This is a genomic window from Njordella calcicola, assembly GCF_056494125.1.
On record NZ_CM151396.1, the window covers coordinates 5,553,692 to 5,568,360 of the forward strand.

A 14,669-nucleotide genomic window follows, 5' to 3' on the forward strand; every position below is an offset into this window, starting at 1 on the left:
CCTATGGACTTCACTCCCATGTCTCAAACCTCCACTACGGCTGGCACGCAGCGCCCGAAAGTCAATCATCTGGCACGGCCCTCGATAATTGCTAGTCTAGTCCGGTTGTTTGGCAGCTTGGCCGCCGTGGGTTCGGTCGTCAGTTTCTTTGCGGCGTACCACTGGCTGGCGGACATCGCGTCGCAACTGACCGTCCAATTTTTTGTACTGCTAGTCCCGGCAACCTTACTTGCTTGGCATCGCAAGAAAAAATGGCTCAGCGTGGCACTGCTATCGTTGCTAGCGTGGCACTCGCTGAAAATGGTGCCGTATTATTTGCCGCCCCTCGATGGCTTGGAAAAGCGAGCAGGGGCACGTACTTATCGAATCGCGATCTATAATGTCTTACGAACTAACGAACAGTTTCAACCGACTTTGGATGTGGTATTGGGTACACAAGCCGACATCATCTATCTGATGGAAGTTCAGAATGAGTGGGAGCCGTTCTTGTCGAGTGTCAAAGACCTCTACCCTTATCAGAAGGTGCTTGCCGAACCCGACTATACAGGCGTGGCACTGCTCTCAAAGCATCCTTGGCGGAGTTTGGAAGTGCTTCACCTCGGTTATGTCCGCAATCCATCGATTGAGGCCCACATTCTGCTGGATGGCTTATCCGAACAAGAAGTGCACTTCATTGCGACGCACCCTCTGCCACCTTTCGGGGACGTCTTGACGCAAGCACGTGACGAGCAAATGACGGTTTTGATCGATCGATTCCAGCCCGACGGAGCGAACATTCTGTGCGGCGACTTCAATCTCAGCCCCTGGTCGCCGCGTTTTCAGGCTCTGTGCCAGCGCGGATCATTGATCGATGCGTCACTGGGGTTTGGCCTCGCGCCAACGCTGATTCCGATGCCAACCCTGCTGGGCGGCGTCAAGGTCGACCACCTGCTGCGGAGCCGAGCAATTCGTGTGCATCGATATAACGTCCAACGAACAAAGTTCTCGGACCACGGCATCGTTATCGTCGATTTCGCGGTATCCGAGCGGACATTATCCCTCAGAACCCTACCAGAGGCGAATTCTCGTGACTATACTGGGCGGGCCGTGGCCAGAGGGTCGAGCGGCTTTTCGTATCCATAAACCAGAGAGTCAACGAAAGAACATGTCCAGCAGCTACATTTTTTCTTCTGAAAGCGTCGGTGAAGGCCATCCTGATAAGGTCGCTGACACGATTTCCGATGCCATTTTGGACGCTTGCCTTACCGTCGATCCCAAAAGCCGTGTAGCTTGCGAAACATTTGTGAAGAGCAATGTCGTGGTCGTTGGTGGCGAGATTACGATCCCGAAACTGGGCCAACGCCCGATCGGTGATGCGATCAACATCGAAAAAGTTATCCGCGACGCGGTTCGCGGCATCGGATATATCAACGACGATGACATTTTCCACGCCGACCGTTTGTTCGTTAACAATTACTTAACGACCCAATCCCCCGACATCGCCCAAGGGGTCGACGCGAAGAAAGCCAAGCATAAAGACACCGGCGAGCAAGGTGCCGGCGACCAAGGGATCATGTTTGGTTACGCTTGTAACGAAACAACTGAGTTGATGCCAGCACCAATCATGTTTGCGCACCGCTTGGGCCGCGAGCTAACTCGCGTTCGAAAGGCGGGTAAAGTGAAGTGGTTGCGGCCTGATGCAAAGAGCCAAGTCTCCGTCGAATATGTTGACGGCAAACCGACGCGAATCGTTAACGTCGTTATTTCGACTCAACATGCCGCTGACGTTGAACACCCTGAAATCAAGAAGTTCTGTATTGAGCAAATCGTCAAGAAGGTTCTACCAAAGAACATGCTGACCGACGAAACCGAATGCTTGATCAACCCAACCGGTCGATTTGTGGTCGGTGGTCCTCAAGGCGACAGCGGCTTGACCGGTCGTAAGATCATCGTCGACACCTACGGCGGCATGGGCCGTCATGGTGGTGGAGCTTTCTCTGGCAAGGACCCATCCAAGGTCGACCGCAGTGCAGCTTACATGGGGCGCTGGGTTGCCAAGAACATCGTGGCAGCAGAACTGGCCACCAAATGCGAGATCCAATTCGCTTACGCCATCGGCCATCCCAAGCCCGTCAGCGTACACGTTGACACCTTTGGCACAGGCTCTGTTTCTGACGATGTGATTTTGGCAGCGGTCTTGAAAGTCTTTAGCTTCAAGCCAGCCGACATTGTCAAGCACTTGGACTTGTTGCGTCCGATCTACAGCAAGAGCACCAACTACGGTCACTTCGGCAAGGACGATGAAGATCTGACTTGGGAGTCAACGACGAAAGTCGACGCACTTCGCAAAGCGATCGGCAAGAAGTAACGTTGTTGCTTGCTGCTGAATTACGTGCGGCGGACTTCTAGTCCGCCTTTTTCTTTAGCGTGTTTCCAAGCGAGACGCGCGACCATGTCCGATCGGAGCTTGTCCCGACGGACACCGCTTTGGTGTTCTAGACATCTACCGGCCCGCAAATCAAGCTAACAGGCCTCGCACCACCTGCCCATGGACGTCGGTCAGTCGGAAGTCGCGGCCTTGAAAGCGATACGTGAGACGCTCATGATCAAACCCCAATAGATGCAGCATGGTAGCATTCAAGTCATGCACATGCACCGGACTGTCGGTGACATTAAAGCCTAACTCGTCTGTCGCGCCATAGGTTACGCCCCGCTTGACACCACCGCCGGCAAGCCACACAGAGAAACTGCGATTGTGATGATCGCGACCGTCATTGCCGCCTTGAACCATCGGCGTGCGGCCAAACTCGCCACCCCAGACCACCAACGTATCCTCTAGCAATCCCAGTCGCTTCAGATCGCTTACCAACGCCGCACTGGCGCGATCGGTATCTTCGCAATTCTTCTTGATCTGTTTTGTCAGGTCACCGTGTTGGTCCCAAGCTTCATGGAACAATTGCACAAAGCGCACGCCACGTTCGGCCAGTCGTCTGGCGATCAAGCAGTTCCTTGCGAAGTTCGATTCTCGAATATCCTTGATTCCATAGGCGTCCAAGACCGATTGCGGCTCCTGGCTCAAGTCCATCAACTCCGGTGCACTGCTTTGCAGTTGATAAGCCGCCTCGTAGCTCTGGATGCGAGCGGCGGTTTCCGGATCACCTAGTTCATCGAGCGTATGTTGATTCAATTGTTTTAGCAGCTCCAAGGAATCGCGTTGAGCTTGCTGATCAAAGCCTGGTGGATTGGACAAGTACAGAATGGGGTCGCCTTTGCCGCGGAAGGGGACACCGCTGTAAACTGTCGGCAAAAACCCACACCCGTAGTTGCTTGCCCCGCCGCTGGTCCCCTTAGCACTCGTGAGTACCACGTAGCCCGGCAAATTCTCGGATTCACTGCCTAAACCGTAAATGGTCCAAGCGCCGAAGCTAGGCCGGCCGAATTGTTGCGACCCGGTGTTCATCAGGATTTGCGCCGGAGCGTGATTGACTGCGTCGGTGGTCATGCTGCGAATCAAGCAAAGGTCATCGGCGATGGCTGCCGTGTGCGGAATCAACTCGCTAAGCTCCATGGCCGATTGGCCGTGTTTGGCGAACTGATACTTCCCTCCCAACAGTGTGGAGTTCGGGTTAATAAACGCCGCTCGGTACCCCTCGAGCAAACTTGCGGGCGGCAGTTGCCCATTGCGATTGGCTAATTCCGGCTTGTAGTCAAACAATTCCAGTTGGCTTGGAGCACCCGCTTGAAAGATATAGATCACACGTTTGGCTTTGGCGGCATGATGCGGCTGCCGCGCCATCATTGGTCGTTGCTCATTGGCCTGCGATTGCCTTGCGTTTAAGCTAAGCGCGGCGATCCCCGCCAAACCTACGCCGCATTCTCGCAAGAACCAACGACGTGACCAATAGCGACCGATTTCGGATCGAAGCTCTGCTTGGATGGTGCTCTTCATATTCGTATTTCTATTGAGTGAACGCGAATGGCTAGTTTTTGCATAGTGTTTCATCGAGATTCAGCAGGACGCGGGCGACCATCGTCCAGGCGGCTAGATCGCGAGGCGCAACGCCATCAGGTAAAGTGGGCAGGGGGGCGGACGCAGACCCCAAAGCGATCTCACGAATCGAAAGCCAACCGTCACCCAGCCGCTGCCTTTGTTCTGAAAGAGCTTTTTCAATCAACGCGTACTCGGCATCGGTCGCTGTTCGCGAAAGGCACAGACGATAAGCAAAATCCGTCCGGTTGCGATCGTTGTTTCCACCTTCATGGATGATTCGGCTTGCGAGTGCTCGAGCAGCTTCCACAAACACTGGCTCATTCAGAGACACCAATGCCGCCAGCGGTGTGTTGGATCGGATGCGCCGCGTGCAGGCAATATCGCTGTTGGGGGCGTCAAAGCTGGTCATCACGGGATCGGGCATAGCTCGCTTGCGGAACACATACAGCGAGCGTCGGTAGCGATCTTCGCCCTGGGCCTCATGCCAATAATCCAGCTTGAAGTAGTTGTCCTCCAGCACACTTTGAGGCACCGGCGGAAAGATACTTGGTCCACCAACTTTGGACTTCAACAATCCTGAGACCGACAGAGCCAGATCGCGAATGACCTCTGCTTCCATGCGAAATCGAGGCCCGCGGGCTAGTAGATCATTGTACGGGTCTCGCTCCAAAGCTTCGGCGGTGACGGCCGATGACTGCGCATAGACCTCGCTATTGCAAATGGTTCGCAGCAGCGCCTTCTGACTCCATCCACGCTCCATAAAATCCACCGCTAGCCAATCCAGGACTTGTTGATAGCGTGGCATGGTAGCGCGTGAACCGAAGTCTTCTGACGTCTCGACCAAGCCTTTGCCAAAAATCGCTTGCCATACGCGATTGACATGAACGCGAGCGGTCAATGGCGATTGGTCGTCAGCCAACCATCTGGCAAATGCAAGACGGTCTTGGGACTGGTTTTCTGGTAAGGGATGCAACGCAGCCAACACTTGAGTGGTCACGGACCGAGTGGGCTTATCCCATTCACCTCGTTCAAAGACAAACGTGGCGCGAGCCAAGTCTGGCTTGGGCTTGGTCACGCACAACACACTGGTTTCCGCTTCCGGATAACTCGACGCTAACTGCTCGATATGAGCGTAATCCTCGCTGAAGTCGGCACAACCACGTAGCCAGGCAAGGAAGATCGCTTGCTGTTGGCGCTCAGTGAGATTGGGTGCATCGGTTTGTAAGGCGATTGCGGCCGCATGATCAAGAACTTTCGCGGCAGTAGCTGGTTCGTAAGCAATGGCTGCTGTCGAAACCCGCAGCCGCCCGAGCAACAAGTTGTCGCGGCCATTCCCATCTCCGCCATGATTCATATGCAATTGGATGCGCAAGTGCGAGCCTAGAGGCAGTTCCAGCGGCTTGTCCAACGACAGCACGACGGCCGATTCGCTATGCCGCCGAATGGGCCCGCGGTCTGCGCGCCAAGCAGTCTTCTGGTCGTTGTCGATTAAGAAAGCGGCTGGTCCAACGCGCCGCCGTTTGTCTTTATCATAGCCATCATGGAAGTAGTATTCTTCCAAATCATGCTCGCTCTCTTCGAAATCGGCGATCGCTGATTGTATAGGAACGGGTTTCCATTCAGCTTCATCGGGCAATTGGTACATGACCGTCAATTCCGAGATCGCGAAAGTTCCGCGATGACTGCGGCCCGGACCGCGAAATGGCAAATCGTCATGGAGCAAAGCTTCCAAACGTAATTGAGCGATCGTTGTCTGCTCTGGCGTCGTCGTCAACGTAACCACCGCATGGGTGGTTGGATGGCCGAGGATCAAGACCGAGTGGTCCGCTAAAGAAATGGGGTGGTTCAATCCACCTTCCAGCACCGGTTCGGCGAACTTCAGTGAGTTCCAAACCGACAGCTCTTTTCGCTGAGCGTCCGACCAACGCTGCAGTTCCTCTTGCCAATTGGGAACGCGCTCTTTGACACTCGCTTGAATCGACGCGACTTGCTGGTCGATATCTTGAATTGTGGCCAGTTGCTCGTGCGTGTATACCCAAGCTTGGGCTTCGTGCGTATCGTTCACAAACGAAAACATGCCGTAGTATTCATCATGGCTGATAGGATCAAACTTGTGAGTATGGCATTGGGCACATTGAAACGTGAGGCCGAGGATCGCGCGGCCGATGCAGTCCATGCGATCAAAGTTGCCTTCGATGCGGAATTGCTCGGGCACGATCGCGCCTTCTTCATTCACCATGCCATTACGCAAAAATCCGGTTGCGATGATTTGTTCTTGCGTTGGTTTAGGCAGCAGGTCTCCCGCGATCTGTTGGATAATAAAATCGTTGTAAGGCATATCATTTTGGATCGCTTGAAGGACCCAATCGCGCCAAGCCCATTGCTCGCGCGGCAAGTCCTTCTCAAACCCATTGGTGTCCGAGTATCGCGCGACATCTAACCAGTGCCTCGCCCACTTCTCTCCGTAAGCAGGGCTGCTCAGCAGTTCTTCGACCAACTGCTGCGTCGCTTCCACTGGTGATTTCGCTGCCGCGATCATATAAGTGTCCAGTTGCTCTGGCGTTGGCGGAAGGCCAGTTATGTCGAGATATAAGCGGCGACATAAGGTGGCCGTATCGGCTCGCGGCGCGAATTCCAGGGAGTCCGCTCGCAATCGCTGGCGCACTAAAGCATCGATCGCGTTGTCCGCTGGCAACGTAGGGATAGGTTTGACAGGCCGCTTGAAAGACCAATGTTGATCGTACTTGCCACCTTGCTCAATCCATTGCTGTATCAACAGGACCTGTTCCGATGTCAGCGGCGCACCATGTTTGGGCGGCGGCATGACCTCATCTGGATCTGCGGAAGTGATACGATGAATCAGCGAACTGTCGTTCGGCTGGCCTGCAACCACAATGGATTGCTCGTTGAGAGAGTCGCTGAATTGATCCAGCCGCAAGTCCGCTTGGCGTGAGCCTTCATCAGGTCCATGGCACAAGAAGCAGTTCTCGGCCAAGATGGGCTGAATTTGTTTCGCGTAATCAATCGTGTCATTGGCTGTCAGGCGAGCGCAAGCGATAACTGGCAGCAGTAACGTAAGGATTCGAAGGAGACACATGGCAGGATGTTGGAAGGTGGATATGGCAGGAGTACGTGATTATACCACAGCCATGTTAAGCCACCAAATCTCAGCCCTTTTTATGCAGGGCCAGTCAGATATTGAATCCAAGTCAATCAGCCGTTGAGCGTTAGCTCACGGTTTCTAAGAGAACCGATGCTAACGCATTCCGGCTAATCGCGCAGGCTCAAAATCTGACTGGCCCTGCATTTCTATGCCATTGCGGGTTTACGCGGCCACTGGCGCGTCGGTGTCGGCAACTTGTGTTTGTGGTTGTTTGCACAAGGAGCGTTCACGCTGGATTTCCGCTAGCCATTTAGCCGCAGTTTCCAATCGACTGAGTCGATCTAGGGTTTGGAGCGACTGCTCGATGCGATGGGTACGGCGAAGAATACTGGCCAGCAGCAATGCGGCTTCGGCGTCTTCCCTGCCAGAGGCAAAAATGGGATGTAGCGTGGCTTCGGCTTCAAAATATTCGCCGCGGAGATAGGCGCGTTGAGCGGCCCGATAAGCATCGTCGGCTTGTTGGCGACTTGTAGCATTGCGTGCTTCGCCAAACAAGGTCTGCCACCGCATCAGGTTAATAACCAGCGAACCGAGCGAGGAGACAATGATCCCCAGCCACAACAGTCCGACCACGAAACCTGATAGCCACTGGGACCAGAGGAACGTCGCGGTCCATGCGATGTTAAAACAGACGGCGAACAGGATCGTCAGCGCGACACCGTAGATCTCTCCACGCCACCACGCTCTTGCAAACCCAGGCCACATTAACAGACAGTAACGCATCGATATTCCCTGCGACGTAAAACAACCTGCGGTAGGGTAGCAAACTTTTGGCCGTCGTTGCAATTGCGATTATTGCATGCAAATACGGCTAGACTCGCGTTTGGATTATTTGAAACCCGCGCCGCTGGGCGCCGCACGCAAGGCACCTTTGACGCCAAGCTGGCTGGGGTCGCGTGCCACTTTGTCCGTGATAACTCGCACGTCATCGACAATCGGTTGCAAGCGATCGCTGACGCGGCGCACATTTTCCAATGTCGAAATCAGTTGATAGTACAACTGGTCATCCTCGATCAAACGCGCAATGGTACCGTCTCCGCGGTTGAGTCGCTGGGCGAATACACGCAAGTCATTCAACGTCGCGTCAAGGTTTTCTAACGTACGTACGGCTGTCCCGACAAGCTGCTGCGATTGCTGCGACAACGGCTCTGTGAATTCAGCGATGTTCTCAAGAGCCCGATTGGCATTGCCTAAGGTCGCTCGAGCGTCATTGCCAATGCCTTCGAATTCGGTCCCGATCCCCTGCAGCGATTGGCTGAAGTCTTCAAAGCCTCGCAGCGTGTTTTGTGTCTGAGCTAAAACCCTTTCCGCTTCATTAAACAAAAATGGTAAGCGGTTGACGGTATCGCCGATCGTTTGCGGCAAGTTGGCAGCTTCAAATTGTTGTGCAACGCGATCGATGGACTGGACCGTGCGGTTAAAGTTATCGATCGTCAGCGACACGCGCTGCGCCATTTCGCGGAACTGCCCGTCGCCGCCACCCAGCGCGGTTTCCATCGTCGACGCGAGCGTTTCGACACGTCGACTAGCTTGTTCGATCGCCGACAATGTATTGACGAAGTTCCCTTGCATATTGACGATCAAATCCAAAGGATCTCCCGCAACCACTCCACCAGTCAGATAATCACCGTCGGCCATAGTGCTTTGAGCGAACGCAAATTCTTCGGGGTCCAACGCATTGTTCTTCTCACCGCCCGCAACACCATCAAAGCGAGCGATCAGCGTAGATTGTGTCGGTTGCACAAACTCCACAAACGCATCGCCGGTGACCAGCGAACCGGTGGCAATCCGACAAGTCTCACCCTGTGCGATGCGAGCAGTGCGATCCAGTTCCAAGACTAAGTTCACTCCTTGATTGTCATCCAGCAACTTCACGCTCGCAACACGTCCGATTTGCACTCCATTCTTTCGAACCGGGGTATCGCGGCTGACGCGCGGGGCGGAAGGGAAATTGATGGTGACTTGATAGCGATCTTGCAAGAAGGCAGGCATCTTCCCGAAAAACAAAACAAGAACGACGCCGATGACCGCCGAAGCGACCACGACTAATCCGACTCCTAAACGATAGTTGTTTTCTTCCATGGGAGTTTCCTTTTCGACCTTCTACTTGTGGATAAGATCGTAAAGGTTAGGTGTTTCCAGATCACCGTGGCCAGGCGCGCTGGCTCGCATTTCCATCAAACGTTCGCCCGCTTCACCAAGCACAAATTGCCGCACGCGGCGATCACCGCAAGACTCAAGATCTTCTGGCTTGCCATCGAACAAGATCTGCGATTCACCTGGTTCTAAACGTGACACCGGATACAGCATGATAACGCGATCAGCAACCTTTTTGGCGGAATGCATATCATGCGTCACGACCACGCTAGTCACCGGATACTTGCGCCGCGTGCGCAAGATCAATTCGTTGATTACATCGCTCATGATAGGGTCCAAGCCCGTAGTGGGCTCATCGTACAACACCAGATCAGGCTGCAGGATCAAAGCTCGAGCTAGCCCCACACGTTTGCGCATACCACCTGACAATTGCGCTGGACGTTTCGAAAGTACATTATCGGGTAAGCCTACTTCGGCCAAACGATCAAGCAACAGCAAGCGTTCTTGTGGACCGGCTTGGCTGCCGTGTTGCCGTAGTGGAAAGGCGAGGTTTTCTCCGATCGACATGGAATCGAATAACGCCGCATTCTGAAAAACAAATCCGAATCTTCGCCGCAGTTTGGTTAGCTCCAATTCATTCAACGATTGCAGGTCATGCCCATCGAACTGGACCGAACCTTTGCTAGGATTCAGCAGGCCCGACAAACACTTAAGCAACATCGTTTTGCCGCAACCGCTTTCGCCGATCAGCACCAATGTCTGCCCACGCGGAATCTGAATGTTGATGTTTTTCAATACAGTCTGTTTGCCGAATTGTAAAACCAGATCTTTGGTCTCAACCAAGTTGGGGTTTTTCGGCGCAGCATCGCCCGCAGCGAATTCATCGCTTAACGCTTGGTCGTACTGCTGCTGAGTGTTCATAGAAGGGATGACGGAAAGTTTGATCTAAATGAGCTTGGTACCACGTGGCCAAATCGCGAAATACAGCGAGTCTAAAACGATGTTCAGTATTAAATCGAGGATCAAGATGATGACGAAGCTGATCACGAACGAAGAGGTAGCTGCCTTGCCGACACCCTCGGCGCCTGGCTCGCAATGAAAGCCTTGATAACAACTGACTACGGCAATCACGCCGCCGAAGAAAAAGCTCTTGAGGATCCCTGCGAGAAAGTCGTATGCCCCAACGAACTCCTGGGACAGTCGCAAGTACTGCGAATGGTCCACATCGCGAATGATCACGCTGTAGAAATAGCCGCCGATGATGCCCATGAAGTCCGCCATGACGCAAAGGGCAGGAATGAGCAGCACGCAAGCTAAGAATCGCGGGACGACTAAGTATCGGATAGGGTTCGCTCCCATGCTGGTCAACGCGTCGATCTGCTCGGTCACGCGCATGGTTCCTAAAACGGCCGCCATCGCCGAACCAACGCGTCCGGCCAGCATCGTAGCGGCCAAAACTGGTCCCAATTCACGCACCAAGGACATGTTGATGACCGCACCAGTGCGAGATTCCAAGCCGATTCCTTTGAATTGAAAATAGGTGTTATGTGCCAACACCATTCCGATGAACAAGCCGGTCAGCATGACAACCGGCAGCGACAATACGCCGACCGAGTACAAGTTGGGAATCATCGTGCCTTTGCTTGGCCGCGATTTGACCATCCATAAGATCATCTGCCAAGTGAAGAGGCTGAAGTCACCAACGGCTACCAGTGCGCGCAGTATAATGTCCCCCCAGCCTTCGATGATATGGCGAAGATTGGAAGCAAATGTGGCTGGCGTCGAGTACTGGACGTCGGTGGTCACTCCTGATTTCACTTTGGTTAGAGGAAAGGGCTTGGGGCTTAATGCGTTTCAGGGTAGCAGGAACTCTCCGAGTGCCTGCCACTGAAATTCTGTCACGGCACACGGAGCGTGCCTGCCACCTTGGTTTGTCACGGCACACGGAGTGTGCCTACTACCTTGGTTTGTCACGGCACACGGAGTGTGCCTACTACCTTACAACTTGGCTTATCAACGGTATCGATCACAGGGGTTGCGAGGCTTGAGTAAATTTTACGGGCGCGACTTAAGATTCCAGGAATTTTTTGCTAGTTTCGCTTCAGAACCGCGGAAACTTTTCCGACGCCGCTCGGATCAGGCTTCCAAAGTGCTCGCAACGGCGATTGCAGTAAGCTCCAATTGAAGGATAATTTGCAGGCATAATCGTTGGCCGCAGAGAGACAGCTCCTTGTGCGGATTAACGCTGACTCAACACCCTCACTTGGTCCCGTCTTGTCCAATTCACGCCAACCCGCCGATTCTTTGCAGATCACCCAAGCTGCGTGGCCCAGAGATATTCGAATCGCGATCGCTGGTCGGCTGGGAGCGATGTCGCGGGCAGATGCCGCCGCGATTATCAACGAAAAGGGCGGCCAACTGACCGACCGAGGGCTTTCTCAAGTACAAGCAATCGTATTAGGTGCCGATTCCGACCAGGCCAGCGTTGCGAGGTTTGATCCGGCCACGACCGCAGCGATCCAAGCGGGCGAGATTGAAGTCTTATCGGAAACCGAGTTCTGGCATCGTCTGGGCATGGATAATGAACACGATCATGACACCATCGTTTACACGCCGCGGATGTTGTCCGACCTGATTGAATCGCCGCTTCGAAATGTCCGACGTTGGATTCGGTTAGGCCTATTGCCCCCGGTCCGCGTGAACCATCGGCTGCCCTACTTTAATTTCGAAGGGCTGCAGAACGCGAGACGATTGAAACAGTGGACCGATGCCGGTTTATCTGCCGAGTCGATTGTGCGGCAACTGCGAGGTCTGTTAGAAAAGGTGTCGCAATCGCAGGGCTCGGATTTTGAGCGCTGGAACATCCACTTGGAAGGGCAAACGCTCTTGATTTGCGATCAAGGTCACTGGCTGGAATCCAGTGGTCAATTGCGTTTGGATTTTGATGCGCCCGAGATCGCAATCGACGATGAATCGGCGGAGCAGACGGCAACCATCTCGATTGCCACTTTTCAGAACTTGCAGGCGGTCAGCGAAAGCTCTGATGGCTCGATGGACCAGTTGGCTTTGCTGCAGATGGCAGAGCAAGCCGAAGATGATGGCCATTTGGCCGAAGCGGTGGAATGGTTCCGCGTCTTGATGACGCGGTATGGTGCCACAGCCGAATTGCATTTTTCATTAGCCGAATTGCTGTATCGATTAGGGGATGTGAGTGCGGCTCGCGAACGATACTACGCAGCCCTGGAGCTGGACGAACAGTTTGTGGAAGCCCGCGCGAACTTGGGTTGCGTGTTGCTTGAGACAGGTCAGCGGGAATTAGCGATTGCTGCTTTTCAAGGTGTGCTGGCGCTTAACGATGAATACCCAGATGTGCATTACCATTTAGCCAGAGCGCTGGACGACAACAGCGACTATATTCAATCGTCGCAGCATTGGCAGCGATTCATTGAACTGGCACCGCACAGCCCTTGGAGTGTGGAAGCCCACGAGCGGTTGGAAGCGATCACCGACGGCGCGGGCACGTAATCCATCGCTCGCAAGCAGCCGGCGATAGGATTTAGACCATCGCTCGTTTCTTATGAACCCACTCGAGGTGTCCATCCAAGTGCTGGATGTAGTTTTGCAGCATGTATTCGAGGGTCACTTTGCCCGCTTCGTTATGAATGCCAAAACGTTGGAACGCGTCATCGGGAAGCTGGCTGAGAATCAGCCCCGTCATGTGGCGATTGCGATCAAACAGATCGATGGCCTCAAGAGCGTCGATGTCGTTCACGCCTGGCAGATTGCTGAAAGCGGTTTCGTCGTACCCGATCAATAGCGGCTTGTCCATGCACGCGATTCGCTTCATCCGATCGCTGGCGATCAAGTCGCTATCGAGTAGATGGATGGCGATTTGTTGAAGCGACCAAGTGCCGGGAATGGGATGGGCTAGCAATTGTTCTTTGGTCAACCCTTGGTAAGCATTGCGAAGTTTACTGCCGCCCGCGAGGTAGGTTTCGATGAGTGTTCTGTCCATGGTTTTCCTTACAAGATGAATTCCGGCTTCTGTGGCTCCAGCAGAGTTGCGTACAGCATAAAACTGTTTTCCAGATAGCAGTAGCCTTGGCGAGCTGAAATCTGCATAATCTCAGGTCGGCGTTTCTGGGCAGACCGCTGATGGCGTCGATTCTTGCGACCATTAACCTACGGATAACCAGCATGGATGCAATGTTAGAAGAGCAAGCTGAGTTTCATGATTTTGGTCGTGACTGGTTGATGCCTTATCCACGGCCACCCGCAAGCTATGTGGAAGGAACCACCAAGAGCCATTTGCGAACGGCGGCGCGAACTCAATTGCCAAACGCTCCAGGCATCTATGGTTTTGTGAATCGCGAAGGGCGTTTGATTTACGTCGGAAAATCCAAATCGCTGAAAGCCCGCGTGCTTAGTTATTTTCTGCCCAACCACGAGCATGAGAAGGCTGGCCGCATAACCGAGTCTGCGGTTCGCATTCTTTGGGAAACGCAGCCCAGCGAGTTTGCCGCTTTGCTGCGCGAGCAAAAATTGATCTCGCGTTGGCAACCGCGATTCAATGTTATCGGCATGCCAAAACGTCAACGCGCGGCCTACTTATGCCTTGGGCGGGCGCCTGCTGAACTGTTCTATGTGTCTCATAAAGTAGATCCGAAAGCTCGAGTCAGCGAGGGGCCCTTTCACGGCGTGACGCGATTGAACCGCGTGGCCGAAGTGTTGAACCGCATCTTCAAACTGCGCGATTGCAAAGACCAACAAGGTTTTGCCTTTGGAGATCAATTGTTGCTGTTTGAAGATCCGCAGCGCGCCGGTTGTTTGCGAGCGGAATTGCAAACCTGCCTGGGGCCATGCGCGGCACTTTGTTCTAAGAGACAATATGAACAACAGGTTACCGTCGGGATGGACTTCTTGCGTGGTGGAAACGAACGCTTAGTCGATCAACTTGAGTCTAGCATGATGCAAGCGGCCGCTCGTTTGCAATTTGAACAAGCCGCTCGGTACCGCGAAGATTGGCAAGTCTTGCGTTGGATCACTCGCAAGCTGATGCAAAACGAGTTAGCCCGCGACCGCTATCATTTTGTATATCCTGTTCAGGGGACCGACGGCCGCGATATTTGGTATTTGATTCGGTCCGGCAAAGTCGAACATGCGCTGCCGCGGCCACAAGATGCCTCGCAATGGAAGTCCTGTCGAGAAGAGATTCTGCGGTGGGCCGCCAGCAACCAAACCTACGCCAATTGGTACGACGGCGGCGCAAATACCCTGCATATCGTTGCGGCTTGGTTCCGTCAAAACCGCGGTGAATTGTCGCGAGTTAGTTCGCTGGAAAAGCTTCCCAAGGATTTTAAATCGATTCAGGAAGCGGCGGGGAATCCACCATTAAACGCATCTGCGGATGCATGTAGCGTCGCCTAACGAATTGATTAG

At 53.8% G+C, this 14,669-nt stretch carries 11 protein-coding genes; 4 read left to right on the top strand and 7 right to left on the bottom strand.

Translation table 11 applies throughout. From position 1 onward, the window contains the following. Window positions 1–18: 18 nt before the first annotated feature. Together SH302x_RS21455 and metK are read left to right on the top strand one after the other, a co-directional pair. Window positions 19–1,122 (top strand): endonuclease/exonuclease/phosphatase family protein, encoded by a 1,104-nt coding sequence (locus SH302x_RS21455; RefSeq protein ID WP_479364745.1) that lies wholly within the window; start codon window positions 19–21, stop codon window positions 1,120–1,122. Between the two features lie 22 nt (window positions 1,123–1,144). Then, on the top strand, window positions 1,145–2,347 hold the full coding sequence (gene metK / locus SH302x_RS21460; RefSeq protein WP_479364746.1) for a methionine adenosyltransferase: 1,203 nt from the start codon (window positions 1,145–1,147) through the stop codon (window positions 2,345–2,347). A 150-nt stretch (window positions 2,348–2,497) separates the two neighbouring features. Here the strand turns inward: metK and SH302x_RS21465 are convergent, their stop codons facing one another. The 6 genes from SH302x_RS21465 to SH302x_RS21490 all read right to left on the bottom strand — a co-directional run bounded on the left by SH302x_RS21465 (window position 2,498) and on the right by SH302x_RS21490 (window position 11,036). Then, on the bottom strand, window positions 2,498–3,928 hold the full coding sequence (locus tag SH302x_RS21465; protein ID WP_479364748.1) for a DUF1501 domain-containing protein: 1,431 nt from the start codon (window positions 3,926–3,928) through the stop codon (window positions 2,498–2,500). 31 nt (window positions 3,929–3,959) lie between these two features. Further along, window positions 3,960–7,067 carry a PSD1 and planctomycete cytochrome C domain-containing protein gene (locus SH302x_RS21470; RefSeq protein ID WP_479364750.1) on the bottom strand — a complete coding sequence of 1,036 codons (3,108 nt, stop codon included), beginning with the start codon at window positions 7,065–7,067 and terminating at the stop codon, window positions 3,960–3,962. A gap of 228 nt (window positions 7,068–7,295) precedes the next feature. Beyond that, on the bottom strand, window positions 7,296–7,856 hold the full coding sequence (locus tag SH302x_RS21475; RefSeq protein WP_479364751.1) for a tetratricopeptide repeat protein: 561 nt from the start codon (window positions 7,854–7,856) through the stop codon (window positions 7,296–7,298). 105 nt (window positions 7,857–7,961) lie between these two features. Continuing rightward, entirely contained in the window at window positions 7,962–9,215 is a 1,254-nt protein-coding gene (locus SH302x_RS21480; protein ID WP_479364753.1) for an MlaD family protein, read from the bottom strand. A gap of 21 nt (window positions 9,216–9,236) precedes the next feature. Next, on the bottom strand, window positions 9,237–10,151 hold the full coding sequence (locus SH302x_RS21485; RefSeq protein ID WP_479364755.1) for an ABC transporter ATP-binding protein: 915 nt from the start codon (window positions 10,149–10,151) through the stop codon (window positions 9,237–9,239). A gap of 24 nt (window positions 10,152–10,175) precedes the next feature. Further along, on the bottom strand, window positions 10,176–11,036 hold the full coding sequence (locus SH302x_RS21490; RefSeq protein WP_479364756.1) for an MlaE family ABC transporter permease: 861 nt from the start codon (window positions 11,034–11,036) through the stop codon (window positions 10,176–10,178). A gap of 468 nt (window positions 11,037–11,504) precedes the next feature. Between SH302x_RS21490 and SH302x_RS21495 the strand changes: the two genes are divergently transcribed. Further along, the gene (locus SH302x_RS21495) at window positions 11,505–12,755 is read left to right on the top strand and encodes a tetratricopeptide repeat protein (protein ID WP_479364757.1); all 1,251 of its coding nucleotides are present in this window, start codon (window positions 11,505–11,507) and stop codon (window positions 12,753–12,755) included. 31 nt (window positions 12,756–12,786) lie between these two features. Here SH302x_RS21495 and SH302x_RS21500 read toward each other — a convergent pair whose 3' ends face one another. After that, window positions 12,787–13,245, bottom strand: a complete 459-nt coding sequence (locus SH302x_RS21500; protein WP_479364758.1) for a DinB family protein — start codon at window positions 13,243–13,245, stop codon at window positions 12,787–12,789. A gap of 182 nt (window positions 13,246–13,427) precedes the next feature. Here SH302x_RS21500 and SH302x_RS21505 point away from each other — a divergent pair, with 182 nt between their 5' ends. Continuing rightward, on the top strand, window positions 13,428–14,657 hold the full coding sequence (locus SH302x_RS21505; RefSeq protein WP_479364760.1) for a GIY-YIG nuclease family protein: 1,230 nt from the start codon (window positions 13,428–13,430) through the stop codon (window positions 14,655–14,657). Window positions 14,658–14,669 lie beyond the last annotated feature (12 nt).